Annotated in this window: 32 protein-coding genes; 15 read left to right on the top strand and 17 right to left on the bottom strand. The window is 66.6% G+C overall.

Annotated elements, in window-relative coordinates:
• Positions 1–51: 51 nt before the first annotated feature.
• Positions 52–606 (bottom strand): DUF427 domain-containing protein, encoded by a 555-nt coding sequence (locus tag AC1DJH_RS09165; protein WP_478185495.1) that lies wholly within the window; start codon positions 604–606, stop codon positions 52–54.
• 315 nt (positions 607–921) lie between these two features.
• Between AC1DJH_RS09165 and AC1DJH_RS09160 the strand changes: the two genes are divergently transcribed.
• Complete coding sequence (locus AC1DJH_RS09160) at positions 922–1,392, top strand: hypothetical protein (RefSeq protein WP_472114462.1); 471 nt, start codon at positions 922–924, stop codon at positions 1,390–1,392.
• Positions 1,393–1,573: 181 nt separating this feature from the next.
• A complete protein-coding gene (locus AC1DJH_RS09155) occupies positions 1,574–1,876 on the top strand; it encodes a hypothetical protein (protein ID WP_478185461.1) in 303 nt (100 codons plus the stop codon).
• Between the two features lie 288 nt (positions 1,877–2,164).
• Here the strand turns inward: AC1DJH_RS09155 and AC1DJH_RS09150 are convergent, their stop codons facing one another.
• From AC1DJH_RS09150 to AC1DJH_RS09140, 3 genes are all read right to left on the bottom strand, one after another.
• Positions 2,165–2,485, bottom strand: a complete 321-nt coding sequence (locus AC1DJH_RS09150; RefSeq protein WP_478185460.1) for a hypothetical protein — start codon at positions 2,483–2,485, stop codon at positions 2,165–2,167.
• A gap of 195 nt (positions 2,486–2,680) precedes the next feature.
• On the bottom strand, positions 2,681–3,163 hold the full coding sequence (locus AC1DJH_RS09145; RefSeq protein ID WP_478185494.1) for a GreA/GreB family elongation factor: 483 nt from the start codon (positions 3,161–3,163) through the stop codon (positions 2,681–2,683).
• Between the two features lie 316 nt (positions 3,164–3,479).
• Positions 3,480–3,749: a hypothetical protein gene (locus AC1DJH_RS09140; protein WP_435484114.1), complete on the bottom strand. Its 270-nt coding sequence runs from the start codon at positions 3,747–3,749 to the stop codon at positions 3,480–3,482.
• Positions 3,750–4,397: 648 nt separating this feature from the next.
• Between AC1DJH_RS09140 and AC1DJH_RS09135 the strand changes: the two genes are divergently transcribed.
• Both AC1DJH_RS09135 and AC1DJH_RS09130 read left to right on the top strand, forming a co-directional pair.
• Positions 4,398–4,682, top strand: coding sequence for a hypothetical protein (locus AC1DJH_RS09135; RefSeq protein ID WP_472114471.1), 285 nt, complete (start codon positions 4,398–4,400; stop codon positions 4,680–4,682).
• Between the two features lie 67 nt (positions 4,683–4,749).
• Positions 4,750–5,037 carry a hypothetical protein gene (locus tag AC1DJH_RS09130; protein WP_478185459.1) on the top strand — a complete coding sequence of 96 codons (288 nt, stop codon included), beginning with the start codon at positions 4,750–4,752 and terminating at the stop codon, positions 5,035–5,037.
• On the opposite strand, the gene AC1DJH_RS09125 is transcribed toward AC1DJH_RS09130, so the two are convergent.
• Positions 5,034–5,666 carry a hypothetical protein gene (locus AC1DJH_RS09125; RefSeq protein ID WP_478185458.1) on the bottom strand — a complete coding sequence of 211 codons (633 nt, stop codon included), beginning with the start codon at positions 5,664–5,666 and terminating at the stop codon, positions 5,034–5,036. The two genes, AC1DJH_RS09130 and AC1DJH_RS09125, sit on opposite strands and share 4 nt — an antisense overlap.
• A 120-nt stretch (positions 5,667–5,786) precedes the next feature.
• Between AC1DJH_RS09125 and AC1DJH_RS09120 the strand changes: the two genes are divergently transcribed.
• The 4 genes from AC1DJH_RS09120 to AC1DJH_RS09105 all read left to right on the top strand — a co-directional run bounded on the left by AC1DJH_RS09120 (position 5,787) and on the right by AC1DJH_RS09105 (position 8,308).
• Positions 5,787–6,911 (top strand): 3-deoxy-7-phosphoheptulonate synthase, encoded by a 1,125-nt coding sequence (locus AC1DJH_RS09120; protein ID WP_435438521.1) that lies wholly within the window; start codon positions 5,787–5,789, stop codon positions 6,909–6,911.
• A 68-nt stretch (positions 6,912–6,979) separates the two neighbouring features.
• Complete coding sequence (locus tag AC1DJH_RS09115) at positions 6,980–7,363, top strand: hypothetical protein (RefSeq protein WP_478185457.1); 384 nt, start codon at positions 6,980–6,982, stop codon at positions 7,361–7,363.
• Positions 7,364–7,507: 144 nt separating this feature from the next.
• Positions 7,508–7,924, top strand: a complete 417-nt coding sequence (locus AC1DJH_RS09110) for a hypothetical protein (RefSeq protein ID WP_478185456.1) — start codon at positions 7,508–7,510, stop codon at positions 7,922–7,924.
• Between the two features lie 15 nt (positions 7,925–7,939).
• Positions 7,940–8,308: a hypothetical protein gene (locus AC1DJH_RS09105; RefSeq protein WP_472114488.1), complete on the top strand. Its 369-nt coding sequence runs from the start codon at positions 7,940–7,942 to the stop codon at positions 8,306–8,308.
• A gap of 74 nt (positions 8,309–8,382) precedes the next feature.
• Here the strand turns inward: AC1DJH_RS09105 and AC1DJH_RS09100 are convergent, their stop codons facing one another.
• From AC1DJH_RS09100 to AC1DJH_RS09060, 9 genes are all read right to left on the bottom strand, one after another.
• Positions 8,383–8,775 carry a VOC family protein gene (locus tag AC1DJH_RS09100; RefSeq protein ID WP_478185493.1) on the bottom strand — a complete coding sequence of 131 codons (393 nt, stop codon included), beginning with the start codon at positions 8,773–8,775 and terminating at the stop codon, positions 8,383–8,385.
• A gap of 129 nt (positions 8,776–8,904) precedes the next feature.
• A complete protein-coding gene (locus tag AC1DJH_RS09095) occupies positions 8,905–10,404 on the bottom strand; it encodes an amidohydrolase family protein (RefSeq protein WP_478185455.1) in 1,500 nt (499 codons plus the stop codon).
• 8 nt (positions 10,405–10,412) lie between these two features.
• Positions 10,413–11,315, bottom strand: coding sequence for an ABC transporter permease (locus AC1DJH_RS09090; protein WP_478185454.1), 903 nt, complete (start codon positions 11,313–11,315; stop codon positions 10,413–10,415).
• Entirely contained in the window at positions 11,312–12,361 is a 1,050-nt protein-coding gene (locus AC1DJH_RS09085) for an ABC transporter permease (protein WP_435438528.1), read from the bottom strand. The genes AC1DJH_RS09090 and AC1DJH_RS09085 overlap by 4 nt, the downstream gene beginning before the upstream one ends.
• A complete protein-coding gene (locus AC1DJH_RS09080; RefSeq protein WP_478185453.1) occupies positions 12,358–13,920 on the bottom strand; it encodes an ABC transporter ATP-binding protein in 1,563 nt (520 codons plus the stop codon). Before AC1DJH_RS09080 ends, AC1DJH_RS09085 begins: the two co-directional genes overlap by 4 nt.
• A gap of 25 nt (positions 13,921–13,945) precedes the next feature.
• On the bottom strand, positions 13,946–14,998 hold the full coding sequence (locus tag AC1DJH_RS09075) for a BMP family ABC transporter substrate-binding protein (RefSeq protein ID WP_435438530.1): 1,053 nt from the start codon (positions 14,996–14,998) through the stop codon (positions 13,946–13,948).
• A 57-nt stretch (positions 14,999–15,055) separates the two neighbouring features.
• A complete protein-coding gene (locus tag AC1DJH_RS09070) occupies positions 15,056–15,376 on the bottom strand; it encodes an NIPSNAP family protein (RefSeq protein WP_093131953.1) in 321 nt (106 codons plus the stop codon).
• A 25-nt stretch (positions 15,377–15,401) separates the two neighbouring features.
• Entirely contained in the window at positions 15,402–17,027 is a 1,626-nt protein-coding gene (locus AC1DJH_RS09065) for a GMC family oxidoreductase (RefSeq protein WP_478185452.1), read from the bottom strand.
• 14 nt (positions 17,028–17,041) lie between these two features.
• The gene (locus AC1DJH_RS09060) at positions 17,042–17,893 is read right to left on the bottom strand and encodes a uracil-DNA glycosylase family protein (protein ID WP_478185451.1); all 852 of its coding nucleotides are present in this window, start codon (positions 17,891–17,893) and stop codon (positions 17,042–17,044) included.
• A gap of 154 nt (positions 17,894–18,047) precedes the next feature.
• Between AC1DJH_RS09060 and AC1DJH_RS09055 the strand changes: the two genes are divergently transcribed.
• Together AC1DJH_RS09055 and AC1DJH_RS09050 are read left to right on the top strand one after the other, a co-directional pair.
• Complete coding sequence (locus AC1DJH_RS09055) at positions 18,048–18,701, top strand: TetR family transcriptional regulator C-terminal domain-containing protein (protein WP_478185450.1); 654 nt, start codon at positions 18,048–18,050, stop codon at positions 18,699–18,701.
• A 162-nt stretch (positions 18,702–18,863) separates the two neighbouring features.
• Entirely contained in the window at positions 18,864–19,244 is a 381-nt protein-coding gene (locus AC1DJH_RS09050) for a helicase SNF2 (protein ID WP_478185449.1), read from the top strand.
• Between the two features lie 133 nt (positions 19,245–19,377).
• On the opposite strand, the gene AC1DJH_RS09045 is transcribed toward AC1DJH_RS09050, so the two are convergent.
• Positions 19,378–19,767: a DUF427 domain-containing protein gene (locus AC1DJH_RS09045; protein ID WP_478185448.1), complete on the bottom strand. Its 390-nt coding sequence runs from the start codon at positions 19,765–19,767 to the stop codon at positions 19,378–19,380.
• A gap of 124 nt (positions 19,768–19,891) precedes the next feature.
• Positions 19,892–20,773, bottom strand: a complete 882-nt coding sequence (locus AC1DJH_RS09040; RefSeq protein WP_478185447.1) for a class I SAM-dependent methyltransferase — start codon at positions 20,771–20,773, stop codon at positions 19,892–19,894.
• Positions 20,774–20,877: 104 nt separating this feature from the next.
• Between AC1DJH_RS09040 and AC1DJH_RS09035 the strand changes: the two genes are divergently transcribed.
• From AC1DJH_RS09035 to AC1DJH_RS09025, 3 genes are all read left to right on the top strand, one after another.
• Entirely contained in the window at positions 20,878–21,846 is a 969-nt protein-coding gene (locus tag AC1DJH_RS09035; protein WP_478185492.1) for a Bug family tripartite tricarboxylate transporter substrate binding protein, read from the top strand.
• Between the two features lie 69 nt (positions 21,847–21,915).
• Positions 21,916–22,680 carry an FABP family protein gene (locus AC1DJH_RS09030; protein ID WP_478185446.1) on the top strand — a complete coding sequence of 255 codons (765 nt, stop codon included), beginning with the start codon at positions 21,916–21,918 and terminating at the stop codon, positions 22,678–22,680.
• A 183-nt stretch (positions 22,681–22,863) separates the two neighbouring features.
• Positions 22,864–23,442 (top strand): GNAT family N-acetyltransferase, encoded by a 579-nt coding sequence (locus AC1DJH_RS09025; protein WP_478185445.1) that lies wholly within the window; start codon positions 22,864–22,866, stop codon positions 23,440–23,442.
• On the opposite strand, the gene AC1DJH_RS09020 is transcribed toward AC1DJH_RS09025, so the two are convergent.
• Entirely contained in the window at positions 23,425–24,342 is a 918-nt protein-coding gene (locus AC1DJH_RS09020) for a LysR family transcriptional regulator (protein ID WP_478185491.1), read from the bottom strand. The genes AC1DJH_RS09025 and AC1DJH_RS09020 overlap by 18 nt on opposite strands.
• Positions 24,343–24,430: 88 nt before the next feature.
• On the opposite strand from AC1DJH_RS09020, the gene AC1DJH_RS09015 reads away from it, so the two are divergent.
• Together AC1DJH_RS09015 and AC1DJH_RS09010 are read left to right on the top strand one after the other, a co-directional pair.
• Complete coding sequence (locus AC1DJH_RS09015) at positions 24,431–25,822, top strand: acyclic terpene utilization AtuA family protein (RefSeq protein ID WP_478185444.1); 1,392 nt, start codon at positions 24,431–24,433, stop codon at positions 25,820–25,822.
• Positions 25,819–26,187, top strand: a complete 369-nt coding sequence (locus AC1DJH_RS09010) for an AtuA-related protein (RefSeq protein ID WP_478185443.1) — start codon at positions 25,819–25,821, stop codon at positions 26,185–26,187. The genes AC1DJH_RS09015 and AC1DJH_RS09010 overlap by 4 nt, the downstream gene beginning before the upstream one ends.
• Positions 26,188–26,236 lie beyond the last annotated feature (49 nt).

Here is a 26,236-nt window from a genome sequence, read left to right as displayed (position 1 = left end):
TTGATTGTGCGTCTTGCCCCTGCTTGCGCAGCGGGTCGCCCAACCCGAGGGCTACCAGCCTCCACTGCCGGGCCCGCCTTTGAAGGGCCCAGCCAAGTCGGGGGTGATCCAGCCCCCATAGAACGGGCCCGCCTGTGGATGGGCCTTCGATCCGCCGACGCGGCAGTCAAGATCGTGGGCATAGAAGGCCACACAGCCGGCGAGTGGCTCGGCACCGGACAAGGGATGGGGGTAGCTCCAGGCGACGTGGTCCAAGCGGCGTGCGCCGTCTACCAGATTCCAATAGCGCGCCGGTCCCTTCCACTCGCAGAACGAGCCATCGCCAGCGGGCTGCAACAGTCCAGGGTGTACGTCGGCCAGCGGGAGGTAGAAGGTAGGTGGGTGGGCCGTTTCCCGGACTGCCCAGGCGGCGCATGTGCGCGCTACCTCCAGGTGGCCCCAGAGCACGACGATCTCACGTGCTTCGCGCACGAGCTCTGGAGGCCTCGGGAAATCCCAAACAGATACCTGCCCCGACGCAGGTACATCGGCGAACGGGGGCCGCGCGTCGCCTCGCCAAAGCCATTGCGCGCGGGCACTCTCAAGCCATCTGGAATCGCTGCTCATGATGGCGCGGAGGATACATGACGAGGCCGAAATGGCGGTCGAATGCTGCGAACCCAACACGGTTCGGAACGGCCAGCTTTTGGCAGGGACTGTATTGCCGACGATGTGCATCTGCAGCCAAAACATCGGCTGTCAGCGATGGGCCGGATGTCTGGTGTTCAGACCTGCGAAATGGCGCTGCCGCCGCAAAGCGGACATGTGCTTCTCCCAGCCATATGACTGCAATGGGCGTGAAGCGTTTGATTGCCGACAGGCTACAGTCGGCCACCAGCAGACGGTCGGCATCGATCTCTAATCGAAGCGCAACGGCGTCAGATGATTCACGAAACCAAGCCCAAGCCCTCAATGCAAGAGACGTACATTCCCTTCACGCCAGTTGCGGGTGTGGTTGCTCCATGCGCTTACGCGGTGCTTTGCACGGAGCCGGGCGACTACACGGTCCGACTCAGTTTCTCGAACGTTATCGGCGCTCCAGCGCAAGATCTACTGGTGCGCTTTGATAGCGTCATGGCCTGCATGTCTCATGCCGAGTTCTCACATCCGTGGGAGGCCATGTCGAAAGCCGAGTTACCTCGGCTTGAAGGGAGGTGGGACGGCTACGCATTCCCTCTGCTGGAGGTTAAGGACTCTGATTGGTTGGCTTCCTTCACGGACTGCCAGACCATCGGTTTGGCGAGAGACGTCGTTCGTCACTTCCGGTTTGTGAGTCTCGACAATGTTGTAGACGTACTGATGTATGGCGATGGCGCCGTGACGGCGGAATGGATCAGCGTCATGCAAGAGTAGGCGCGAAGACTTCTCCTTGGGCGAAATTGCGGCCGTGCGGGAAAAACGTAGAAGTCGCATATCGAACGACTGCTTTTAGGCAACTTGTATGGCAGCTTCGGGCGGCGGATTCAACCGGTCGCGAAATCCGAAAGCGGACATTTGACTAAAGTCGTTTGCCCGCCAGCATCAGCGAACTGCCATGCCAAAGACATTGCCCCAAACCATCTGCCTCGAGACCTCGGGCATGGGTATCGTTTTTCATTCTCCGTGGGCGATGTCGAACACCGTGCAAGGCGAGGACTTTCTCAGCAGCAGTTTCAGCAACCCGGCGGATGTTGCCGAGTTGGTCAATTCATCGAGAATCGCCGCGTTTTGCACGGGTTCTCCAGGTACATGGCGCTTGCATCTGCGTGCGGATCCGCCTGACGAAACCGCGCTAGTTCAGGCCGACTTCAAGGTTCGACTGGGCGTCGAAGTGCGGGATGGCATCTTGCAGATTTGAGACCTGTATGAACTGATGTCCTGGGACGCCGCCTGCGATGATGAGCAGGTGATTCACTTGACCGATGGGTTCTACCGGATCACCGCGTACACGTCGCCTCCCGAGAGTGGAATTCTGGGGGATGACCAAGACGTTCACCTGCACCTAGAGGCGGTCCTGGAGCCCACGCAGTTGGTACACCACGGCGTACCGCAACTCTGCGACTGAGCCCTTAAGTCGAGCTCTGAAGGGCCAGTTGCGGCCGCATTCTGCCGACGCAGGGCATGCCGCAAGGGCCTTTGGTAAGCATCATTGACCTGCGATGTCGTAGACGCCCTCGGAGTCAAATCGGCAGCACCACTTGACGTATGACCAAGTGCCCGTTGAGTTGGCCTCAACTACTCCCCGAGCAAATAGCACTTCGCGCGTTCCGTCGTCATAGAGGTTGTCTTCTTGGACCTCAATTGGTAGACCTTCAACGAGCAGCACGGACGAGCCGTTGGTGTCCTTCCGAAGATCGGTCTGGGACAGCATGATGAGATCGCGCTCAAGGAGTTCGTTGAAGTCGACGGAGAAACGAGGGGTCATATCAAATGGCTGGCTCTGGCCGACTTTAGCCGCACGGGCCATCAGCGCAAAGGGCCCTGTGCCGTCCTTCGACGGCGGTGCGCGAATTGCCGCTTCGCAGCGGCTGCTTCCGGTGAAGTCGGCCTCCTGAGTTCACGGTCTTGGCCACGCAGCGGTCATTCACGCGCCAGTGCTATCTCGACCCGGTTGCCGGTTTTAAGTAATGCTGACCTCGGCCAATTCGGCGTCAACTACGGCTTAAAGAACCCGCAGCACCTCAAACTGCTGTCGGATTGGAGCGACCTGTATCGACACCTCATCACCCTCGCATTTACCCAGCATTGCCCTACCCAAAGGGGCTTCGCTGCTGATGACCTGAACAAGCTGAGCGCCGCTGCCCAACTTCATGCTCCCCCCATCCGGGCCGAGAAAAAGCTGTTGCTGCTTGTCGTTGGAATCGACCAAGCAGACCAGCGAGCCGAGCTGTATGCCTTTGATGGGGTCGTAGGGACGCGGGCGGAATCGGAGCCAATTGGCCATCGCCTGGCGTATGGCTTCGGCGCGCCGAGCTTGGCCGGTGGCCAGGTAGGCGGCCTCGAGTCCCAATGTGTCGTATTTGTTTTCGGCGATGTTTTCTTCGTGAGTGGCCGTTTCGTGGGCCGCCCGCACTGCCTGCTCGACTTGCAGCAGGTCTTCGGCGAGCCGTTTCAGCACCTGCTGTTGCAGCAACAATTTATCCATGACGAAGGTCGGCATCTCGAACAAGCGGGGGGATGGGTTTTGATTATGAGTACATCAGCGCGGTTTGCCGCCTGGTGTCGACGGCAGCAGACAGTCTGAATCGGCTCGTCCGTTTTCAAGCGCTGAACGACCGCTTTTGACCGTCATGAGGCCGACGGTTAGAAGGCCACCGAAGTCGTCGGCGACGCGGAGTGGCTCACTCGTCTCATGCCTCCAGATGAAGACCTCTGGACTAAGGCATGGGCCGTCCATGACAAAGACGAGCTGCCCGCAAGCATAGACGGGCTGTGAAATTCACAGCCCGTCAAGCCAACCGCTAGCCACCAGCCTCAGGTGCTTCTCTGCGCGCCTTTTCACTCATCTGAAACAACTCACCCGCCTTGCGCGCCAGTTCAGCCGCCAGCCAGAGCACGTTGTCCAGATGCCGAGGCCCTTCACCGGTGTGCCAGTCGATGTCTTCCCCGTGGCAGACCCACAGCAGGGATTCGAGTTGAGTGAGGGTGTTTTCGAGCAGATCCGCCGGGTCTTGGGCGGTTCCGTCGGGAGATACCGGCGAGCGGGGCCGGGCTATAGTCTTGGTAGCCATTTGGTGTGCGTCCTTTTCGAAAGTAATTGCACGTCTTTTGGTTAGACGGCCGGGGTGCTCGAACACCCCGGCCGTCGCCTTTGATACCTCGCATTTGCATCGTTGCTTTGGCAGCACCGACAACCCGCCGCGAGACGTAGCGATTCATCATTCAATCGGCTTGCTGTGTGTTGCGCCTTCCTTGTCCCCTTGGTGGGGAGTTGAGTGACAGGGGCATTCACTGTAGAGAACAGCGCGGGGCATGTGGCTGCGGCGTGCAGCACGAAATCTCGATTCACGCCAACAAATACAACTTCTGCCATTCGGCGTGGACGCAGGCGCAGCAAGCGATAGGCGAGCGTCAAATCGCGCAATCTTTCGGCGCACAAGCCGACGATCCGCTGCGCCCGGTGCCCCGGGTTCGAGCCGGTCAATGCGCGTCGCCTGGGCGCGAGCGGCTTTCCAGCCTCAGGGCCCCCACGGAAGGCGCTATCCCGCAGCCTTGCCAGACGCGGGCGAGAGGTAACTCCGCAGCTTGAAGCACGTCGTCATGGCGCCTCGTCCGACGTTCCATGAGTAAAAAAGGAATACCTTTGGTTCTAAATATAGAAAAAAGCGTGGGTGCGCCGGACAACGAGGTCCGGCCATCCCACGCGCAAGGAACCTGTCATGAAGATCAAGAAGCCAGACAACCTGACCGCGATTCGCGAAAAATTCGGTGTACCGGCGCGACGCGGCGTCGCGGTCGAGGTGGATGGCCAGCCGGGAATCATCACCGGCATGAGCGGTGACTTCGTCAGGGTCAAGCTGCGGGGCAGGGAAGCGGGGGTGCCGTTTCATCCTCACGAAATCACCTATGACGTCGTGCGATCGGCTGCGAATGTTCCGCTGCTGCCGGTCAGGAGCGCCACGCCCGACACGTCTGCGTGGCCGGGCAGGATTTGGGCGTCCTAGCTGTGACCACCTGAACAACGCCGGGGGAGTGGCCGTTCTTCGCCCGTTGGAATACCACAAAAGATGGATGGCGCAGCGCGACGCGCTGCGTTGTACTGGCGCGTCAAAACCTGAGGGGAATGCGATGAACAGGTCCACATGGCACAGCGCAACCATCACCCTGAAGCTCCCGTGCGACACGGCCCCCGACGAAGCGATCGTTGCGATGCGCGCCGCTGGCATACCGGTCGATGAACTGGGTTTCGCCGAAGCAGGGTTCCTTCACATGCGCACGACGCAGGACTACCGCTCGCATGTGTTCCGGTGGTTCGCCAAAGAGGACGCCGGAGTGCGCACGGGCGCACCCACGCGCTAGCGCCGTCGCGGGTCCGGAAAGCGCTCCCTCAGCGCAGCCGTGGGCCACGCCTCGTCAGGCGAAGCGCCCAGCCCCGCCAATGTCCAGACCGCATCAGCGTCGTACCGCTCAAGATCGCGCATCAGGCTCGCGAGCGCCTTGCCGTCTTTCAGCCGCTCGGTCTCGGCCAGCTCGCCGCGCAGTCCCGGCTCTGCATCGGCCGCGTCGGGCAGGCCCTTGGTGCGCAACAGGATGTATTGCGGATAGCGCTGCGCGATCAGCGCCTCGAAGGCTTCATAGATCGGGCGGTAGCGCTCGCCGACGGCGCCGACGATGCCTTCGCGCCTCGCGGCCAGGCGTGCCACGGCGGTGGCGTTGTCCGTGACCAGGTAGGGGTAGGTGGCGTCTGCGCCGAAGTCGTCCAGGCACTCCTCGCGCTCGACCGCGGCGTCTTTGTCGTCGATGTCGTATTGGTCGATGAAGCGCGCATGCCGGATGTCGCTCTCGCTGAACAGGGCCAGCCAGAACAGCGGGAAGAAGGCGTTGGCCTCCAGCTCGGCACCGTCGCCGAAGAAGCCTTGCCATTCGTTGCGGCTGCCGTCGGGCATGCGGGGCAGGGCCGAGCTGGACAGGTAGACGGGGTGTGACATGGGTTGCGCTCCGTGGTGGGCCAGCCGGGCATCTTAGGGGCGGATCTCAGGGGCGGGATGGGCCGTGGGCGCCTTCCGAGGACAATCGACGCAGCTCAGCACCGAATCAAAGCCACGACCATGCCCCGCCTAGACGACCCCCTCCACGACGCCGAAATCGGCTCCCGCGACAGCACGCTCGACACCACGCGGATCGATGACGTGCGCATCGGCGCCGTTCGCCCGCTCATGACCCCTGCGCTGCTGCAGGAACGCGTGCCGGTGCGCGACAACACGCTGGCGCTCGTCGAAAGCAGCCGCGCGGCCATTGCCGACGTGCTGCACGGCCGCGACGACCGGCTGGTCGTGGTGGTCGGCCCGTGCTCCATCCATGACCACGACCAGGCCATCGAGTACGCACAGCGCCTGAAGACGGTCGCCGATTCCCTGCAGGACGACCTGCTCATCGTGATGCGCGCCTACTTCGAGAAGCCGCGCACCACCGTGGGCTGGAAGGGCTACATCAACGACCCGCACCTGGACGGCAGCTTTGCCATCAACGAGGGGCTGGAGCGCGCGCGGCGCCTGCTGCTCGAACTGACGACCCTGGGCCTGCCGACCGGCACCGAGTTTCTCGACCTGTTGAGCCCGCAGTTCATTGCCGACCTGATCGCCTGGGGCGCCATCGGCGCCCGCACCACCGAGAGCCAGAGCCACCGGCAGCTGGCGTCGGGCCTGAGCTGCCCGGTGGGTTTCAAGAACGGCACGGACGGCAGCGTGAAGGTGGCCGCCGACGCCATCCTCGCGGCCCGTGCGCCGCATGCCTTCATGGGCATGACCAAGATGGGCATGGCGGCGATTTTCGAGACGCGCGGCAACGACGACTGCCACGTGATCCTGCGCGGCGGCAAGGCGCCCAACTATTCGGCCGCGGACGTGGCGGCCAGCTGCGAGGCATTGGTGGCCAACGGCCTGCGCCCCCAGGTGATGGTCGACGTCTCGCACGGCAACAGCAGCAAGCAGCATCAGCGGCAGATCGTGGTTGCCGCGGACGTGGCGGCGCAGATTGCGGCGGGCGAGCAGCGCATCACGGGCCTGATGATCGAGAGCCATCTGGAAGAAGGCCGGCAGGACCTGAAGCCCGGCGTGGCGCTGAAGCACGGCGTGTCGATCACCGATGCGTGCATCGGCTTTGCGCAGACGGTGCCGGTGCTCGAGGGGCTGGCTTCGGCGGTGAAGGTGCGGCGGCGGGTGTTGAAGGGGTGAGGGGCAGGGCTGCTTGTTTCGGAGCAGCGCGTTGGCTGCCTGGTCATCTCGCTCATCTGTAGAAATCCATGCGACCACGCGAACCGCGCCAGTTGAACGTGCAGCAGCAAAATGCGCGTGTCGAGCGATCGCTTCGCGCAGAGGCGCTCTACTGGAGAGAGCATGGCGTGCCCGAAACACTGTTGCGATGCGCAAAAGAGCTAGGCATCCGGTGGGAAATGTCTATCGTCATCGACCTTGATACCGACTATCCAGGTTCTCTGTCCGGCGTTCTGGTCAGTCAAGATGCTCGGTTCATTGAATTCGACATCGATACCGATACCGATGGCGTTGTGCAGGTTCACCGGTGGACCGATGTCACAAGCATGCAGAACTTCAACGAGCACAACGCCGGCACCGGCGTGGACCAGGGCGCATTGGCTCTGCGAGTCTTGTCCGAGCTAACCACGTAGCCTTGGCCTTGGTGCATCTTCTGAAAAGTCTTTGCCTTACCCGCTCGCCAAGCGACATCAACTCCCGCACAAGCATCGGCCAACGACCGCTCGCGAAGCGAGTTAAAAAACTGAGGAATTTGGATGAATCTGAGAAGTTACCGCTTGGCCTTTGCATTGACCGCCGCGATCCTTGCCGGCTGTTCTGCCGCGCCGTACCGCATTCCTGGCACCGAGACGCAGCCGTTGTCCAGTCTTGCCATCGTCAAGTCAGGCCCGCGCGGAGCGAGCTATTTCGCCTCGATCGACGGGGAAGCTGTGCCGCACGTCCTGCGGCCGGTAGACCGTTGGGAGCTCTCGCCCGGTGAGCACGCAGTGGTGGTAGGCCTCAGGACGATCCCGCAGATTCGGGCCGACTACACGCGGCTTAGGTTCGTGGCGCTTGCCGGTCGAACGTATGTGATTCAGTACGAAGTCAAGACCTCGTGGGGTCGTGGCACGTGGCGTGGATGGATCGAAGACGACACCGGCACTACAGTCTCCACGCCCGACATCCGGCAGCCGAATGCGGCGAAGCCATAGAACCCGAGATCACGTATGCCAGAACTGGTTTGGGAGCCCGTCGACTTTCTCGACTTGCTGGGCGTAGCGCCTGACGAAGCGGAGTACGGCGCATCGTTTCACTACGTTGTGCATCGCGAGGACTTGCGCCTCGAGCTGACGGTGTGGCCGATGAGCGGCGACGTTGCCGTCCGCGTCTATGGTCCGACGCAGCGCCAGCCAGTGATCGACTTGAACCTGCTGGACTGTCCCGGCGCCAGAGTGATCGAGGACAAGCGCGGAAGGTTCATCGAGTTTGCGGCTGCAAGCCTGTTTGCCGGCCGCTTCGATCAAACTGTGGCTGCACCCTATGGCTTCAGGGTGCAGGTGGACCCGTTCGTTCAGGTCTCGCCGTACGCGTACTGAGCCCTGCTGCTGCCCTCAGGTATGCGCAGCCAAAACCAAGCGCACTGACAAACGGTACGCGTACCGCCCCGCGCTCAACCGCCCACAGGCGAACACAACTCGACCAGCAGTCCATCCGGGCAGCGCACATAAGACACCACTTGGCCCCACGGCTTGGTGACAGGCGCAGAGAGTTCCGTTGCCCCGGCCGCCACGGCCCGCGCATGCGCCGCCGCCACGTCGTCGGTCACGAAGCCCAGCTCCATGCCCAGCGGTTTGGCAGATTCGGACGCAGCCACATGACCCTGCGCAAAGTTCGACGCGGCGAGTTCGTGCGACGCAAAGGCGAGGGCGGTTGCGCCCGTTTCCAGCTCGCCGTAGGTGCCCGACTCGTGAAGGAAGCGGGTGGCAAAGCCGAAGGCCTGCGCGAAGAATTGCAATGACTGTGCGACGTCGGGAACGTAGGCGATGGTGTAGCCGAACTTCATGGTCGATGGAGGGATGCGGTGAAAGAAGGGCATCGGGTCGATGCCCGGGGGACCGCACTCTACCCAGCCGCGCGACCGTTCCGCACGATGCCCCCGCGAACGCAGAGCCCATCGCCCGCGCCGGCGGATTCAGGCGTGGCGATGAAGGCCCACTTCGACCTCGTTGCACCGGCGAATGACCTCGGCGAAGTACGGCTCGAACACCTGGTTCTTCACCTCCCAGCGGCCGTGTTCTTCCAGGTACGCGGGCAGCAGTTCGCCGAGCTCGGCCCACACGTCCTGCTCGCGCACGGTCGTGAGCTGGCCGTTGCGGCACACGACATGCCCGCCGATCATCACCAGCTCGATGGCGCTGCCGTTCTCGCAGTAGGCCAGCTGTTTCACGACGTCGTTGCGCGGGCGGAAGTTGTCGTTGGCCAGGTCCAGCAGCACCAGGTCGGCGGCCTTGCCCACTTCGATGGAGCCGGTGGTGTCGTCGAGCATCGCGGTGCGCGCGCCGGCCAGCGTGGCCATCTTCAGCACCTCGAAGGCGGTGAGCCATTGCGAGGGCGGCGTGCCGTTCACGTTGTGCATCAGCGCCGCGAAGCGCATCAGGTCGAACACGCGCGCGCTGTCGTTGGACGAAAGTCCGTCGGTGCCCAGGCCGATGGCCACGCCCGCGCGCAGCAGCTTGCGCACCGGCGCCAGGCCCGAGCCTAGCTTGAGGTTGCTCAGCGGGTTGTGCACCACCGAGCACGTCGCCTCGCCCATGCGCGCGATGTCGGCGTCGGTGATCCAGATGGCGTGCGCCAGTGTGGCGTGGCGGTCGAGCACGCCGATGTCGTGCATGTGCGCGAGCAGCGTCTTGCCGTAGAACATCTGGCCGGCCACGGCCTGCACCCTGGTTTCGAGCAGGTGGGTGTGCAGCGGTACGCCGTGCTGCACGGCCAGCGCGTGGCAGGCCTGCAGCATGTCGGTGGTGCAGCGCTGCGGCGCCGACGGCGTGATGGCGAAGCGCATGCGGCCTTCGGCCTGCCCGTGGAACTGGCGAAAGGCTTCCTGGCAATAGGCGGTGTAGTCGGCCACCGTGGTGGGCGCGCCGAATTTCAGCTGCGCGCGAAGGTGCGCGGGAAACACCTCGTGTCCGAAGGGCATGGCGTCGAGCACGGGGGTGTTCAGCACGGCGCTCGACACGTTCACGCGAATGCCCGCGTCGCGGTAGGCCTTGAAGACGATGCCCAGCCGCTCGGTGCTGTGGGCCATGGGGTCGAAGAAGTCGTCGCACAGCGTGGTCACGCCGTTCTTCAGCGACTGCATGGCGAGCACTTGGGTGCGCAGGTACAGCAGGCGGTCGCCGATGGGGCTGCCCGAGAGGTAGGTGTACGCGTACAGCAGCCACAGCTCGAGCGGCATGCGCTCGTAGCGGCCCTTGAAGAAGGTCTCGCTGGAATGGGTGTGCGCGTTGACGAGACCGGGCATCAGCAGCTTGCCGCGTCCGTCGATGACGTCGAACGCATCGGGCAGCGGCAGGTCGGTGCCGATGGCGGCGATCTTGCCGTGCTGCAGCAGCACGTCGGCCTGCACGGGCCGGTCGCCCTGCGGGCCGCCGACGGCCAGTACTTCGGCGCCGCGGATGAGGGTGGCGTTCACGTGCGCTTTCAATCCCGCATCTCCGTCGTGCCCCGGATCGAGCCCAGCCCGCCGCGCAGCTTGGTGCTGAGCCACACGCCGAAGATGGTCGCCAGGTAGGGCAGGGCCTGCAGCAGGTCGTTGGAAATGGCGCCGCCGTACGCCAGCTGCGCGCGAATGCCCAGGGCCGACACCACCGCGAAGAACAGCGCCGCCGCCGTGGCGCCCAGCGCGCTGCCGGCGCCGAAGATGACGGCCGCGAACGCCATGAAGCCGCGGCCCGCCGTCATGTTCTGCGAAAAGATCTGCAGGCTGCCGCCGGCCAGCTCCGCCCCGCCGATGGCGCACAGCACGCCGCCCAGCGCCAGCGCCAGCAGGCGCATGCGGGCGGGGTTCACGCCCACGCTGCGCGCGGCGAAGGGGTGCTCGCCGGAGGCCGACATCCGCAGGCCCAGCCGCGTGCGCTCCAGCAGCAGCCACACCAGCCACACGGCCACGGGCATGAACAGCACGAACACCGACAGGCCACCCAGGTGGCCCAGGTCGGCATCGAACAGGCTGTTGAGCTTGGGAACGCCGAAGGGCGCGGTGACCGTGGCTTCGCTGTCGTACAGCGCCTGGATGGCGAGCGACGTGCCGCCCAGGCCCAGCCCGGTGAGGCCCAGGCCCGCGATGATCGGGTTGGCCTTGAGCTTCTCGACCACGTACCACAGCAGCGCCGAGGCCGCCACGCACAGCGCGGCGGCGATGAGCAGGGCCTGCACGAAGGAGCCGGTCTGCACGATGCCCACGATGAGCGCGCAGCTGCCGATGATCATCAGCCCCTCCAGGCCCAGGTTCCAGATGCCCGCGCGCTGCGCGAGCACCCCCGCCAGCGTGACGTAGACGAGCGGCGTGCCCGAGATCAGGATGGATACCAGCGTGTCGGTCATGCGGGCTTTCGGGTAAGGAGCTTGTCGAGCCACCTGGCGCGCGACGTGATGAAGAGCGCGATGGTCGCGTTGATGACCTCGATGGCCGCCGCGGGCATGCCGACCATCACCGGCAGGTACAGCGCCGCCGAGGCCAGCGCGCCGAAGAAGAGGGCGGACACGGCCGTGCCCACGATGGACAGCTGCGCCACCAGCGCGATGAGGATGGCCGTGAAACCGTGCGCCGGCAGGAAGCCGCTGGCCAGCCGGCCGTTGGGCCCCAGCAGCTCGATGCTGCCGGCCAGCCCCGCGAGCGCGCCGCTCACCAGAAAGCTGAAGAGCCCGATGCGCCCGACCCGCGCGCCCTGCCAGGCCACCATCGTCGGGTTGCGCCCCGCCAGGTTGGCCACGATGCCCAGCGCCGTGCGGTTGGCCAGCAGCCACGACAGCACGAACACCGCCAGCGTGAGCGCGCAGATGAGCGGCGACACGCCCAGCGAATCGGAGATGCGGTAGGCGTCCGCAATGGGCCGGCTCGACGCCTGCTGTCCCGAGCCCGAAGGGTCTTTCAGCGGACCGGAGGTGACGTACACCAGCAGCAGGCCCGCAAGGAAGTTGCCCATCAGCGTGGTGATGACCTCGTCGGTGCCCGAGCGCAGCCGCAGCAGCCCGGGCCACATGGCCCACAGCGCGCCGCCCGCCATGCCCGCGAGCAGGCAGCCCGACACGACCACCCACGCGGGCGCGCCGCCCAGCCATTCGGCGGTGAACGCGGCGAGGATGGAGCCGACGTAGAACTGGCCCTGCGCGCCGATGTTGAAGAAGCCCGCGCGAAACGCGATGGCCACGCCCGTGGCGGTGATGAACAGCGGCATGGCCCAGCGCAGGCCCTGGTGGAGGGCGCCGTCGCGCAGGAACGCGCCGTCGAGGATGCCGGTGAAGAGTTCGCCCACGTCCAGCCCGGCGCTGTAGAACGCAAGCGCGCACAACACCAGCGCAAAGCACACGAACAGAACGACGCGCAGCACCGGCAGCATGCGTGCGGGGGAAAACAGGTGAGCCATCATGCGTGCGCTCCCACCATCGCCTGGCCGATTTCGCGCAGGTCAAAGGGGCCGCCGTAGTCGCCCACCACCTTGCCGCGCAGCATGACCAGCACGCGGTCGCTGATGTCGAAGAGCTCGTCGAGGTCGGAAGAAATCAGGATGATCGCGGCGCCCCGGGCTCGCGCCTCGCGCAGCGCCTTCCACACGGAGGCGGTGGCGCCGATGTCCAGGCCGCGCGTGGGCTGCGCCGCAATGATCAGCCGCGCGCTCGCGTCCACCTCGCGCGCGAAGATCACCTTTTGCGCATTGCCGCCCGAGAGCGAGCCGGCCGGCTGGCCGCAGTGGGCGTAGCGCACGTCCCATCGGGTGAGCGCGGCGTCGCATTCGGCCTGCAGCTTGCGGGGGCGAACGAAGGAGAGCAGGCCGCCCTGCAGCAGCTGGCCCATCGACCAGTTCTCCCACAGGCTGCTGTTCAGCGAAAGGCCTTCCACGTTGCGCTCGAACGGGATGATGCGCAGGCCCGCCGCGCGCCGCGTGGCCAGGTCGCTGTGCGTCACGTCGCGGCCCGCCAGCTCGATGCTGCCGCTGGCGGTCTGCGCGAGTGCGGCAATGGCGCGCACCAGCGTGCGCTGGCCGTTGCCCTCGACGCCGGCGATGCCGATGATTTCTCCGGCGCGGATTTCCATGCTCACGTCTTCCAGCGCGGCGCCTTCGGCGTCCGGCCTGGTCGACAGGTTCTTCAGCCGCAGCACGGCGGGCGCGGTGAGCTCGCACCGCGGTGGTGGTGCTGCCTGGGCCTGGGCCTCGGCCTGCAGCGACACCTTGGCGTCGCCCATGATCCACTGGCTCAGCTCGTCGGCGCCGATGCTGCTGCACGGCACGGGGCCGTTCACGTGCTCGCCGCGGCGCAGCACGCTCACGGTGTCGGCGATGGCCATCATTTCGCGGATCTTGTGCAGGATGAGCACGACGGTCACGCCGCGCTTCTTCAATATGCGGATGCGTTCGAACAGCGTCTCCACGCCGGCCGGCGCGAGCACGGCGGTGGGCTCGTCGAGGATGAGCACCTTGGCATCGGTCACCAGCGCGCGCGCAATCTCGATGCCTTGCTGCGTCTCGATCGGCAGGTTGCGAATGACTTCGCGCGGGCTCACCGACAGCCCCAGTCCGTCGAGGTGCGCCTGCCAGCGCTGCGCCAGCTGGCGCGAGGTGAAAACGCCGCGGTGCCGGTTGGAGCCGAACTCCATCGCCTGCGCCACGGTGAACGACGCCGGCAGCGCAAAGCTCTGGTGCACCAGCTCCACGCCGGCCGCGCGCGCGGCGTTGACGTGGCCGGTGCGAATGTCGTGCTCGCCGATGCGCACGCGGCCCTGCGTGGGCTTCACCAGGCCGGAGCACACGCGGGCGAACGTGGTCTTGCCCGCGCCGTTCTGGCCGACGACCGCATGAATCTGCCCTTGCGCGAAGGCGATGGACACGTCCGACAGCGCCTTCACGGTGTCGTATTGCACGGTGACACCGTCCAGCACCAGCGCGGGGGGCGCCGGGGAGGTCTCGCTGCTCGGGGAACTGGGGTTCATGGGTACGTCGCGAACGGCTGAAGGGTCAGAGAACGGTGTTGAACGCGACCTTGACGGAGCCGTTCAGGATGGCCGCCTGCGTGGTGCGAATCTCTGCCATCACCTGCTCGGCCTTGGCGGCCACGGCCTTGTCGCCTTCCTTCTGGAACACGGGCGAGAGTTCGAGGCCGACCACACCGGTGCCCAGCCCGGTGTTCAGGTGCGCGCCGCCCTTGCCGGTCTTCAGGATCTTCGAGGCCTCGTCGTACAGCGACTTGCCGAAGTGCAGGCTGACGATGGAAATGAGCGACTTCGGGCCCTGCGGGTACTGCGCCGGGTCGAGGCAGCTCACCAGGCGCCCGGGCTTGTCGTTGGCCGCGGCGATGATGCCCGCGTCGGTGGCGGCCGCGTCGGTCTGGATGAAGTCGATGCCGCCGTTGAACATCTGCGTGGCAATCTCGCGGCCCTTGACCGGGTCCTGGAACGAGCCCGCGAAGGCGACCGTGACGGCCGCGTTCTTGCGCACCGACAGCACGCCGGCTTTGAACGCGTTGTAGTCGGCGTTGAGCGGCGGAATCGACATGCCGCCGATGAAGCCGATCTTGCCCGTGGTCGACATGCGCCCCGCGAAGATGCCGGCCAGGTAGGTGCCCAGGTAGTAGTCGTAGGACACGGTGGTCACGTTGGCGATGGCGGGCTTCATCTCGTCGCCGAACAGCTGCAGCCACTGCGTCTTCGGGTACTTGGGCGCCAGCGCCTTGAAGGGCTCGCTCACCTCGTTGAAGGTCGACACGATGATGGCCGCGCCCGCGTCGGCCAGCGTGCGAAAGATGGTCTCGTAGGTCGACGGGTCCTTCGCGTAGATGGCGCGGGTCTGCATGCCCGTTTCCTTGCCCAGCAGCTTGAGGCGCGCGATCATCGCGTCGACCGCGCTGGCGTCGCCTGCGGCCTGCGTGTGCACCAGCGCGATGAGGCCGCCCTTGGCATTGGCGATCAGCGGATACAGGGCGCTGGCCATGGCGACGCCGCCCATGCCGGCGACGGCCTTGAGGATCTGCCGGCGAGCGGGCCTGGCGCTGGAGGATGCGTGGTGTGTCATGCGGATATCTCTGGGGTTGAGGAAGGGGCGAAGGGAAGAACGGGCGAGCAGGCGGACTCAGGGCGTGGGGGAGCTGGGCGCGGGGTTCATGATCATCACGTCCTGGCTCTGGATGGCGTCCAGCGCCCACACGCTCTTGATGAACGACTGCCACTCGGGGTCGGCGTACATCGCGGCGCGGCGTGCCTCGCGGTCGGCCAGGCTGTCGTAGGCCCACATCAGCACCGAGGTGTGCAGCCGGCCGATCTCGGAGATGTACAGGCCCACGAACCTGTTCAGGTGGCGCTGCTGCACCGGCAGGCCTTCGCGTTCGTACTTCTCGCGCCATTGGTCGATGGTGCCGGGGCGGAAGGTGTAGAGGCGGTGTTCGACGATCATCAAGTGCTCCTGTGGGTGCTGGGTGTCACTGCCCGGCCAGGATGAATTCGGCGCACTTCTCGCCGATCATGATGGCCGGGGCATTGGTGTTGCCGCTCGAGATGACCGGCATGATGGAAGCGTCGGCCACGCGCAGGTTGGCAATGCCATGCACCTTGAGCCGGTGGTCCACCACGGCCATGGCGTCGTTGCCCATCTTGCAGGTGCCCACCGGGTGGAAGGTGGTCATGGCGGTGGCGCGCAGCCAGGCGACGAGGTCTTCGTCGCTCTGCTTGTCGGGGCCGGGCGCGAGTTCCTTGCCGCGGTAGGCGTCGAACGCGGGCTGGTCGATGACCTGGCGCGTGGCGCGGATGGCGTCGACCATGGTCTGGCGGTCGAACTCGGTGTCCAGGTAGTTGGGCTGGATCAGCGGCGCATCGGTCGCGCGGCCCGAGCGCAGGCGGATGCGGCCCTTGCTGCTCGGGTTGACCGGGCCCACGCGCAAGGTGAAGCCGTGCTTGGCCTCCACCGTCGATTTCTTGAACGGGTTGGGAAAATACAGGTTGGCCGTTTTCTCCAGCGCGGGCATGAAGTGCAGTTGCACGTCGGGGTGCTCGAGCTCGGGCCGGGTCTTGATGAAGGCACCGGCCTCGTACGGAAAGGTGGTGGTGATGCCTTCGCCGAACAGCATGCCGCGCACCACCGAGAACGCGATCTTGTCGGCGCGCAGGTCCTTGTAGAGCGTGACGGGCTGCTTGCACTCATACGACATGACGCAGTCGACGTGGTCTTGCAGGTTGCCGCCCACGCCGGGCAATGCCTTGAGCACGGGAATGTCGTGCCTGGCCAGTTCCTCCTGCGGGCCGATGCCCGAGAGCATCAGCAGGTGCGGCGAGCCGACCACGCCCGCGCAAAGAATCACTTCCTTGCGGGCGCGCACGGTGCGCAACTGGCCGAGCACTTCGTAGGCCACGCCCACGGCACGGCCTTTCTCGACGAGCACCTTGTGCGTGAGCGCGCGCGTCACGACCTTGAGGTTGCTGCGCTTCAATGCCGGGCGCAGGAACGCGAAGGACGTGGACCAGCGCTTGCCGTTCCTGATGGTGAAGTCGTAGCGCCCGAAGCCCAGCTGGCTGGCACCGTTGAAGTCGTCGTTCAGCGGGTAGCCGGCCTGCTGGCCCGCCAGGCAGAACACGTCGAGCAATGCGTTCCAGCCGCGCGCGCGGCACACGGTGAGTTCGCCCTTGGCGTTGTGGAACACGCCGTCGCGCTGGATGTGGCCTTCGGAGCGCTTGAAGGCGGGCAGCACGTCCTTGTAGGACCAGCCCAGGTTGCCCATGGCGGCCCAGCCGTCGTAGTCCTGCTTGCCGCCGCGCACATAGATCATGCCGTTGATGGTCGAGGTGCCGCCGAGCACCTTGCCGCGCGGCCAGTAGATCTTGCGGCCGTTGAGGTTGGCCTCGGGTTCGGAGTGGAAGTGCCAGTTGTAGATGCCCGACTGGAACAGCTTGCCCATGAGCATCGGCAGGCGGAAGAGGGGGTTCGAGTCTTTCCCGCCGGCCTCCAGCAGCAGCACGCGCGTGGCGGGGCGGGCGCTGAGCCGGGCGGCGAGAGCGCAGCCCGCGGAGCCGGCGCCCACGATGATGTAGTCGTAGTCGTTCTTGTCGTTCATGGGGTTACCAGCCGTCACCAGGAAATGGGGTCGCATGCCATCTCGGCGAGATGGGCGTTGCACAGGACGAAGGGGTTGGGCAGGCCCAGCACCGCCTCTGCGTAGGCGGGGTGTTCGCGCAGGATGCAGGCGACGTTGCCATGCCGGTCCTGCGCGATGCCGGCCGCCTGGAAGGCCTCGACGGCAGAGACGCCGAAGGCCATGAAGACCACCGGCTCGCCGCGCTTGCGCAGGTACGACAGCACGGCCTGGATGAGCGGCTTCCACACCACCAGGTGGCCGCGCGACTGGTGCGGGTCGATGCCCACCTGGAAGCGGCTGAGCGTGAAGGAGGTGTTGAGCAGCAGCACGCCGCTGTCGATCCAGCGGTCGCTCAGCGTGGCGGGCGTCTCGAAGGGCAGCGCGCCCGATTCGATCGCCTGCAGCGTGCGCGGCCAGTTGGCAAAGCTGCCGCCGTAGGCCGCGTCACCGGTGCGTGCCTCGGCCAGCATCTGCACCCAGGCGCGGATGCTTCGGGTGAACATCTTGTCGAGCTCGCGCCACTCGGCCACGTTGCCCACTTCGAAGGCGCGGCCCGTGGCGATGTCGATGGACGGATACGGGTCTTGCCCCAGCACCACGCAGCGCACCTGCGTGGGCGGCACGCTGTCGAAGGCCTTGAGCATGTGCGCGCCCTTGGGGCTGCCGGCCAGCTGCCGGCCCTTGCGCACCGGAAAGATCGGCTCCCAGGCCTGCAGTTCGAGCGCCGCGTCGACGCCCTCGAAATCGAGTGTCACATCGCCCAGCGCGGCCCGCCACGCATCGGGCAGGTCGTCGGGCCAGTTCGCGAGTGTTTCTTGCAGTGCGGTGCGCAGGGCTTGGGGCATGGGCTACATTCAAACTTCAAAAAGCTGACCAGTTCGTCAGGAAATTCTAAGGAATAAATTGACGAGTTGGTCAGAATTTTTTTGGTACCTGCCCGTGCTCCGTTTCGGGGCGCCCTCTAGAATTTGAGCCCGCTCACCAGCGACACCATTGCCCATGCGCGACACCAAAACTTCCCGATCCCCCCTGCCGGACAACCCCGCGGATCGGGAGATCAGGGCGTCCAACAAACGCAAGATCCTCAAGGCCGCCAGCGAGGTGTTTGCCGCCAAGGGCTTCGACGGCGCGCGCATTGCAGAAATTGCCACCGTCGCGGGGCTGCCCAAGGCCAACGTCTACTACTACTACGCCACCAAGGAAGAGCTCTACAGCGCCACCTTCGCGCCGCTGCTCGAAGAGTGGGACAGCGCGCTGCAGATCCTGCAGGCGGACGCCGAGCCCGCCGTGGCCCTGCGTGCCTATGTGCAGGCCAAGCTCAAGCTGGGCCGCAAGAACCCGCTGGAGGCGCGCCTGTTCGCCAACGAGGTGGTGCGCGGCGGTGCGTTCCTGTCGGCGGCCGACCGTGCGCACATCGCCAAGAGCACGGCCGCCAGCATCGAGGTGTTCGAGGCCTGGATGGCCGCCAAGAAGATCCGCCAGATCGACCCGCGGCACTTTCTCTTCATGCTGTGGGCCGCGACCCAGTTCTATGCCGACTACGAGCCCATCGTGAATGCCGTGCTGCAGGTGAAGAAGCTCACCGCCGCGCACTACGACCAGGCGCTGGAAAGCATCGTGGGCACGGTGCTCGGCGGCGTGCTGATCGACTGACTGATCGCGGCCCTGGCACGCCGCGATTGTTTCCATCACATGAACACCGCGGTTCTTTTTGACCAGGGTTTTCCCCAGGGTATCGGCGCACAATTCTTCCCATGGACCAGCCCTTCAGCTGATCCAGGGAACCAAAACCGAAACCAATTGAAGGAAATCCAAATGACCGCCTCGAAGCTCCTCTCCGCCATCTCCATCGCTCTTCTGGCCGCCGCCGGTGCCGCCCATGCCGAAAGCTATGACGGCGTGCATCAACTGACCTCGGCCGTCAGCCGCGCCGACGTCGCCAGCCAGGCCGTGGTGGCCGCGCACAGCGCCAACCCCTATGCCGACGGCGCCAACCAAGGCCCCGTGCAACTGATCGCCTCGACCACCAGCCGCGTCGCCGTTCGCGCCGAAGCAGTGGCCGCCGCGCACAGCGAGAACCCGTATGCAGAAGGCGTGAGCTCGCGTGTGGCACCGGTGCTGGCCAGCGGCATCGACCGCTCCACCGTGCGTGCCGCAGCCCGCGCAGCAGCACGCGGCGACGCACTGCCGCTGTAATCGATTGAACGCCGTTGCCCCGCCGCTGGCGAGGGCACACGCACAAAAGCCGGACCCTGCGAAAGCGGGGCCCGGCTTTTTGCCGTTCGAGGGGTGGGGTGGGCAGGCGGGGTTGCGGCCGCCTGTGAGACGCCTACGCGACGCGCTCTTCGATCGGCCCCACGCGGTCCGCGTAGAACGCCACGTGGTCCTTGATCTGTTCGACGGGCTCGTACGGTGCCTCGTAGGTCCACACCGCATTCACCGAGCGCTCGCCGCCGGCCGGAATGCTGTAGTAAGCGGCTTCGCCCTTGTACGGGCAGTAGGTCGCGTGCGAGGTGCGCTCCAGCAGCGACATGCGCACGTCCTTGCGCGGGATGTAGTGCACGGTGCCGAAGTGCGCTTCGCGCAGCGTCAGCGCGTCGCGCGTGTCGGCAATGACGTGGCCATCGACCGACACCACCACGCGAAGCGGGTTCTTCGCAATGGCAATCGGGTGGTCGGGGCCGGGGGTCTTGACGGTGCGCTCTGGCGTGGCGAACATGGCTTGCTCCTTCTCTCGGGTCTGGGTGACGCAGGAATCGGCGGATGCGCATCTTGCCGCGATGTCGCGCCGGTTTGAAGCCCCCCGAAAATCGGCCTGATGCCAGCGTGGTCAAAGCTCCCGGCTATTTGCCGGACGCGCGCGGCTTGACGAATTTCAGCGTCATTCGGTCCGACTCCCCGATCGCCAGGTACTTTGCCCGGTCGACCTCGCCGCCGCGCAGCGTGGGCGGCAGCGACCACACGCCGTCCGCATGGTCCCTGGTGTCGCGCGGGTTGGCGTTGACCTCGCTGCTGCCCGCGAATTCGAAGCCCGCAGCCTTCGCGCGCTCGATCACCAGGTCCTGCGGCACATAGCCGCTCGCGATCACGCGCGCCAAGCTCGTTCCCGGCGCCGCGCGGTGCTCTTCCACGCCCAGCACGCCGCCGGGCTTGAGCACGTCGAAAAAGGCACGCAGGCTCTCGTCGAAGTGCCCGTCCTCGATCCAGTTGTGGATGTTGCGGAACGTCAGCACCGCGTCGGCGCCGCCGGGCGGGCGGATGTCCGTGAAGGCCGCGGTGGGCAGCGTGCCGAGCACGACGCGGCCGTACACCTTCGGCTCGCGCGCGAGCTTGTCGCGAAAGGCGGCGCGTGCGCGCTGCTGGCCGGGCGTGCCGCCGGCCGGTTCATGGGCTGCATACAGGCGTCCGTGGTCGTGCAGGTAGGGCGCGAGGATCTCCGTGTACCAGCCGCCGCCGGGCGCAATCTCGATGACCGTCGCGTCGGGGCGGATGCCGAAGAAGGCCAGCGTGTCGAGCGGGTGCCGCGCGCCGTCGCGGGCCCGGTTCGCGGGGCTGCGCTGCGGGCCGTCGACCGCCGCCCGCAAGGCTTCGACGGCTTTGGGCGGCAAGGTGGTGGCGTTGCCCGTCTGGGCTTTCACGAGGCCGGTGGCGCCCGCCAGCGGCAGCAGCGCGGCGGCGGCCACGAGGCCGCGGCGCCGGGAGGAAAACACGTTGGAAGAGGTCATCGCCGGATCATGCGGGAATCGGCTTGTGCCTGCTGGCACGGGCGATGCAAGCACTTTCGGTGATAAAACTTCGCGCGATCCCACCCCGCCATCGAATGACCGAAGTGAAGAAAAACAAGCTCGCCACTTTCCTGCTTGCCGGCCTGCTGGCCGCCGGTGCCTGGGCGCAGGACTGGCCGGGCAAGCCCGTGCGCATCGTCGTCCCCGCGCCCACCGGCAGTTCGCTCGACCTCATTGCGCGCACCCTGGCAGACCGCCTGCGCGTGATGTGGAAGCAGCCCGTGGTCATCGAGACCAAGGCCGGCGCGGGCGGCCTGATCGGCATGGACACGGTGGCCAAGGCGCCGCACGACGGCTACACGCTGGGCATCGGCTTCAACGGACCGATCGCCTTCGGCCCCTACATGTACGCGCGCATGCCCTATGCGCCGGCGCGCGACCTGGTGCCCATCGTGCTCACGACCTCGCAGCCCAACGTGCTGGCGGTGCAGGCGAACAACCCGGCGAACACGCTGGCGGAATTCGTCGAGTGGGCGAAGAAGCGGGGCAACCGGTTCAGCTATGCGTCGGTGGGCGCGGGCAGTTCGTCGCACCTCACGATGGAGCTGTTTCGCAGCGTGGCGCACATCGAGGCCGTGCATGTGCCGTACGCGGGTTCGCCGCCCGCGGGCCTGTCGCTGGCCGCGGGCGATACGCAGGCGCTGTTCACCGTGGCGCCCGCGCTGCTGCCGCTGATCCAGGGGCAGCGCGTGAAGCTCATCGCGGTGACAAGCGCGCGGCGCTCCGAACTCATGAAGGACCTGCCCACGGTGGCCGAGTCTGGCTACCCGGGTTTCGAGTCGCTTGCGTGGAACGGTTTCTTCACCGCCAGCGGCACGCCACCCGAGGTGGTGCGCCGCATCAACGCCGACGTCAACGCCGTGCTGCGCGAGCCCGCCGTGCGCGAGCTGCTGGCCAACCAGGGGCTGGCGGCGGGCGGTGGCTCGCCCGAGGAATTCGCGGCCTTCATCGACAGCGAGGGGCGCAAGTGGGGCGCGATCATTGCAAGGGTGGGCATTCGGCTCGACCAGTGACTGGCAGGCCGCCTGCACAGCGACGAACCTGCCAAGACATCCATCAAAAAAACCACGAGGAAGAACAACATGGCCAGCTACCCCGACGACATCTACACCGAACCCGAGCCCGATCCGCACACGCTCGCCAACCTGGGCCCGCTGATGGCGCTGGCCGGGCTGTGGGTGGGCGGGCACGGCCACGACGTGAGCCCGAAGGCCGACGGCCCCGAGGCCGAGGGCTACATCGAGCACGCGGAGTTCCAGCCCATCGACGCGCAGACCAACGGGCCGCAAATTTTCTACGGGTTGCGCTACCACCTGCGCATCGTCAAGCCCAACGAGGTCGAGAGCTTTCACGACCAGGTCGGCTACTGGCTCTGGGAGCCCGCCACCGGCGCGCTGATCCAGACGCTGTCGATTCCGCGCGGGCTGACCGCCATGGCCACCGGCCACGCGCAGGCCGATGCGCGCAGCTTCCGCCTCGAGGCAGTGCGCGGCGGCGAAACCAACGGCATCCTGGCCAACCCGTTCCTCGAGCATGCGTTCAAGACGCAGAGCTACAGCATCGAGGTGACCGTGCATGACGACGGCGGCTGGTCTTACGTGCTGGAGACGGTGCTGAGCGTGCGCGGCCAGGCCGAGCCCTTCAGGCACACCGACCGCAACACGCTGCGCAAGATCGGCGAGGCCACGCCCAACCCGACGGCCCAGGCTGCGCTGGCCGAGGCGGCCGCGCAATCCGCGGGCGCGGCGGCGGCACAGGTGGTCTCGGCCGTCGCGGCGAGTGCCGCGGGCGTGGCAAGCACGTCCGGCGTGCCTGGCGTGCCCGGCGTGCCCGATGCCGTGGCCTGAACCGGTAGGGGCTCAGTGACCTGAGCCAGCCAGAACGACACCACGTTCTGGTTGCCGGCAGCTCTGTGACTTCCTTGTCTTCGGCAGCGCCTGAATCGGCCTGCCCGCGGTCACGCTCGAATGTGCGGCGCTAGCATCGCGCGGCCGGGCAACCGGCTTTCACAAAAAAGACAGGGAGTACCAATGAACGAATTTCCATTGCACGTGGCCGCCCCTGGCGGCCTTGCGCTGCGGCACATCGGCGTGGAAGACGTGCCGACGCTGCATCTGCTCATCGAGCTCGACAGGGAGGGCCTGCTTGCCGCGCTCGACTGGCCGCGTTTTGTGCGCACGCAGGCGGACACGCACGCGTTCTGCGCGGCCAGCGAAGTTGCGCGGCAGGACCGCAAGAGCGCCACTTACGGCGTCTGGCGCGGCGAGGCGCTGCAGGGGGTGGTGTCTTTCAACGTCGTTCACCATGCCAGCCAGAGCGGCGACATCGGCTACTGGCTAGGCAGCGCCGCGCGAGGAAAGGGCGTGGCAAGTACGGCGGTGGCGGCGATGATTCGTGCGTTTTCCGATACAGACCTGGTTCACCACTGCATCATCAAGTGCGCCACCGGCAACGAACGCAGCAAGAAGCTCGCCGAGCGCCTGGGCTTCGTTCGCGAGGGGGTGCTGAGCAAGGCCGAGAAGATCGGCGACGTCGTTCACGACCAGTACGTGTACTCGCTCGATGCACGCAGGGCGCCGGTGCTGCCCGCTTCAGTCCAGCTTCAGTGACCCCAGGCGCTGCACGATCAGGTCGTGCAGCGTCTGCGCCGCCACCGACAGGCTGCCCTCGCGCCGCTGCACCAGGTACAGCGTGCGGGTAAGGCCCGCCACCGGCAGCGGCCTTGTCACCAGCGTTTCGCGCTGGAAGTGGAACAGCGTGAGGGCCGGCACCACGCTGACACCCAGCCCCGCCTCGACCAGGCCCATGACGGTGGCCAGGTGCTCCACCTCGAACACCGCGTTCAGCCGCTGCGGGTGCAGCGCCACGTCGAGCGCCTGCCGCACGCTGCTGTTGCGCGCCATCTGGATGAAGGGGTAGGGCGCGATCTTCTTCACCGTGAGGCGCGCCTCCCGCGCCAGCGGATGGTCGGCGCGGCACACCAGGTGAAAGCGGTCGCTGCACAGCTTGCGCGCGCGCAGGTCGCTGCCGGCCGTGCCACCGGCGCCCGAGGCCGCGAGCGCAAAGTCGGCCTGGCCGCTGCGCACCAGCGCAATGCAGGCGTCGGACAGCGCATCGTCCAGGTCGACGCGAATGCCGGGCCACGCCTGCATGAACTCCGCGAACACCGCCGGCAGCCAACCCGCCGCGAGCGAGGGCAGGGCGGCCACGCGCACGCGGCCCTTGCGGCGCTCCACATGGTCGGCCAGGTCGCTCATGGCGCTGCCCATGTCGTCGAGCAGCCGGCGCGCCGAGCCTTCGAACAGCTGGCCTTCGGGCGTGAGCTGCACGCTGCGCGTGTCGCGGTCGAACAGGCGCGTGCCCACCGCGTCTTCGAGCGTGCGAATGAGCGCGCTGAACGCCGGCTGCGACAGGTGGCTGGTCTGCGCCGCGCGTGTGAAGTTGCGGTGCTCGGCCAGCGCGAGAAAGGCGCGCAGCTGCCGCGTGGAGAGGTCGGGCGTCTTTCTCAGGGGCATGGAGCAGTCATTTGAAAAGCAGATCAATTGATCCGAAGTTTCGATTTTACGGATGACGGGGTGCTGCCTACAGTGCACGGCAATGAACGCTACAGAAACGCCCACGCTGTTGATCGGCTGCGCCGCCGGCTTCTCGGGCGACCGCACCGACGCCGCGGGTCCCGTGGTCGATACGCTGATCGCTCGGCTGGCCGGCGGGCCCGAAGGCCAACGCGCCTTCCTGATCTTCGAAACCCTGGCCGAGCGCACGCTGGCGCTGGCCCAATTGCGCCGCCGCGCCAACCCCGACGCGGGCTACGAGCCGCTGCTCGACGACATGCTGCGGCCCGTGCTGGCGCGCTGCCTGGCGCACGGCATCCGCATCGTGAGCAACTTCGGCGCCGCCAACCCCCGCGCGGCTGCGCGGCACATCGCCCGCATGGCGCGCGAGCTCGGTGCGAGCGCGCCACGCATCGCGGTGGTCGAGGGCGACGACCTGTCGGGCCCCGAGCACCGCGCGCTGCTGGACGAAGCGCTCGGCGCGCAGATGCAGGGGCTGCGCGTGGTCAGTGCCAACGCCTACATCGGCGCCGAGCCGATTGCCGCTGCGCTCGACGCGGGCGCGCAGATCGTGGTGTGCGGCCGCGTGGCCGACCCTTCGCTCACCGTCGGGCCGGCCATGTCGCACTTCGGCTGGCGCGCCGACGACTGGGACCGCCTGGGCCGCGCCACCATGGCCGGCCACCTGCTCGAATGCGGCGCACAGGTTTGCGGCGGCTACTTTGCCGACCCCGGCTACAAGGACGTGCCAAGGCTCGAAAACGTGGGCTTCCCCATCGCCGAGATCGACGCCGAGGGCCGCTGCACCATCGGCAAGGCCGACGCCACCGGCGGCCTCGTGAGCGAAGCGACCGTGAAGGAGCAACTGCTCTACGAAGTGCACGACCCCGCCGCCTACCTGACGCCCGACGTGGTGGCCGACATCGCCGATGCCGAAGTGCGCGCGCTGCCGGGCGCCGACCGCGTCGAACTTTCCGGCGTGCGCGGCCATGAACGGCCCGGCCGCTACAAGGTCAACGTCTGCCACGAAGGCGGCTGGCTGGCCGAGGGAGAAATCTCTTATGCGGGTCCGCGCGCCGAAGCGCGTGCGCGGCTCGCGGCCGACGTGCTGAAGAAGCGCCTGCCAGGGCTCGCGTTGCGCGTGGACCTGATCGGCGCGCTGAGCATCCTGGGCGACGACGCCGGCCGCGCGCTGGCCGACACGCCCGACGCCGGCCTGCGCGACGTGCGCCTGCGCGTGGCCGCCACGCACACCGATCGCGCGCAGGCCGAGCGCCTGGCGCGCGAAGTCATGGCGCTCTACACCTGCGGCCCCGCGGGTGGCGGCGGCGTGCGCACCGCGCTCACGCCGCGGCTCAACACGCTGTCGTGCCTGCTGCCGCGCGACGCCATTCCGGTTCGCTTCGAACTGCTGGACGCGGAGGCGCTCGCATGAACACCCCTGAGCAAGACACGGTCGAAGTGCCCCTGTACCGCGCCGCCCATGGCCGCACGGGCGACAAGGGCGACCGCTCGAACATCAGCGTCATCGCCTGGCACGCGGACCTGTTCGACCTGCTGGTTGCGCAGCTCACGCCCGAGCGCGTGGCCGCGCAGTTTCGCCACCGCGCGCCTTCGCAGGTGCAGCGCTTCGTGCTGCCGAAACTGCACGCGATGAACTTCGTGCTCGACGCCGTGCTCGACGGCGGCGTGAACGATGCGCTGAACCTCGATGCGCACGGCAAGGCGCTGTCCTTCCTGCTGCTCGACATGCCCGTTCGCGTGCCGCGCGCGCTCGTGCCTTTGCTGGCCGGGTCGTAGCGACACACGTTCCCTTTTTCCCTCACTCACCCATTCCATCCGGAGACAA

This window comes from Variovorax sp. 10N412 (genome assembly GCF_056394985.1).
Note: the sequence above shows the minus strand (reverse complement) of the source record. Positions and strands in the feature narration are given on the sequence as shown.

Coding starts and splice junctions, on each gene's coding strand:
- AC1DJH_RS09165 (WP_478185495.1), bottom strand. CDS start 606: ATGAGCAGCGATTCCAGATGGCTTGAGAGTGCCCGCGCGCAATGGCTT.
- AC1DJH_RS09160 (WP_472114462.1), top strand. CDS start 922: ATGATTCACGAAACCAAGCCCAAGCCCTCAATGCAAGAGACGTACATT.
- AC1DJH_RS09155 (WP_478185461.1), top strand. CDS start 1,574: ATGCCAAAGACATTGCCCCAAACCATCTGCCTCGAGACCTCGGGCATG.
- AC1DJH_RS09150 (WP_478185460.1), bottom strand. CDS start 2,485: ATGGCCCGTGCGGCTAAAGTCGGCCAGAGCCAGCCATTTGATATGACC.
- AC1DJH_RS09145 (WP_478185494.1), bottom strand. CDS start 3,163: ATGGATAAATTGTTGCTGCAACAGCAGGTGCTGAAACGGCTCGCCGAA.
- AC1DJH_RS09140 (WP_435484114.1), bottom strand. CDS start 3,749: ATGGCTACCAAGACTATAGCCCGGCCCCGCTCGCCGGTATCTCCCGAC.
- AC1DJH_RS09135 (WP_472114471.1), top strand. CDS start 4,398: ATGAAGATCAAGAAGCCAGACAACCTGACCGCGATTCGCGAAAAATTC.
- AC1DJH_RS09130 (WP_478185459.1), top strand. CDS start 4,750: ATGGCGCAGCGCGACGCGCTGCGTTGTACTGGCGCGTCAAAACCTGAG.
- AC1DJH_RS09125 (WP_478185458.1), bottom strand. CDS start 5,666: ATGTCACACCCCGTCTACCTGTCCAGCTCGGCCCTGCCCCGCATGCCC.
- AC1DJH_RS09120 (WP_435438521.1), top strand. CDS start 5,787: ATGCCCCGCCTAGACGACCCCCTCCACGACGCCGAAATCGGCTCCCGC.
- AC1DJH_RS09115 (WP_478185457.1), top strand. CDS start 6,980: ATGCGACCACGCGAACCGCGCCAGTTGAACGTGCAGCAGCAAAATGCG.
- AC1DJH_RS09105 (WP_472114488.1), top strand. CDS start 7,940: ATGCCAGAACTGGTTTGGGAGCCCGTCGACTTTCTCGACTTGCTGGGC.
- AC1DJH_RS09100 (WP_478185493.1), bottom strand. CDS start 8,775: ATGAAGTTCGGCTACACCATCGCCTACGTTCCCGACGTCGCACAGTCA.
- AC1DJH_RS09090 (WP_478185454.1), bottom strand. CDS start 11,315: ATGACCGACACGCTGGTATCCATCCTGATCTCGGGCACGCCGCTCGTC.
- AC1DJH_RS09085 (WP_435438528.1), bottom strand. CDS start 12,361: ATGATGGCTCACCTGTTTTCCCCCGCACGCATGCTGCCGGTGCTGCGC.
- AC1DJH_RS09080 (WP_478185453.1), bottom strand. CDS start 13,920: ATGAACCCCAGTTCCCCGAGCAGCGAGACCTCCCCGGCGCCCCCCGCG.
- AC1DJH_RS09075 (WP_435438530.1), bottom strand. CDS start 14,998: ATGACACACCACGCATCCTCCAGCGCCAGGCCCGCTCGCCGGCAGATC.
- AC1DJH_RS09070 (WP_093131953.1), bottom strand. CDS start 15,376: ATGATCGTCGAACACCGCCTCTACACCTTCCGCCCCGGCACCATCGAC.
- AC1DJH_RS09065 (WP_478185452.1), bottom strand. CDS start 17,027: ATGAACGACAAGAACGACTACGACTACATCATCGTGGGCGCCGGCTCC.
- AC1DJH_RS09060 (WP_478185451.1), bottom strand. CDS start 17,893: ATGCCCCAAGCCCTGCGCACCGCACTGCAAGAAACACTCGCGAACTGG.
- AC1DJH_RS09055 (WP_478185450.1), top strand. CDS start 18,048: ATGCGCGACACCAAAACTTCCCGATCCCCCCTGCCGGACAACCCCGCG.
- AC1DJH_RS09050 (WP_478185449.1), top strand. CDS start 18,864: ATGACCGCCTCGAAGCTCCTCTCCGCCATCTCCATCGCTCTTCTGGCC.
- AC1DJH_RS09045 (WP_478185448.1), bottom strand. CDS start 19,767: ATGTTCGCCACGCCAGAGCGCACCGTCAAGACCCCCGGCCCCGACCAC.
- AC1DJH_RS09040 (WP_478185447.1), bottom strand. CDS start 20,773: ATGACCTCTTCCAACGTGTTTTCCTCCCGGCGCCGCGGCCTCGTGGCC.
- AC1DJH_RS09030 (WP_478185446.1), top strand. CDS start 21,916: ATGGCCAGCTACCCCGACGACATCTACACCGAACCCGAGCCCGATCCG.
- AC1DJH_RS09025 (WP_478185445.1), top strand. CDS start 22,864: ATGAACGAATTTCCATTGCACGTGGCCGCCCCTGGCGGCCTTGCGCTG.
- AC1DJH_RS09015 (WP_478185444.1), top strand. CDS start 24,431: ATGAACGCTACAGAAACGCCCACGCTGTTGATCGGCTGCGCCGCCGGC.
- AC1DJH_RS09010 (WP_478185443.1), top strand. CDS start 25,819: ATGAACACCCCTGAGCAAGACACGGTCGAAGTGCCCCTGTACCGCGCC.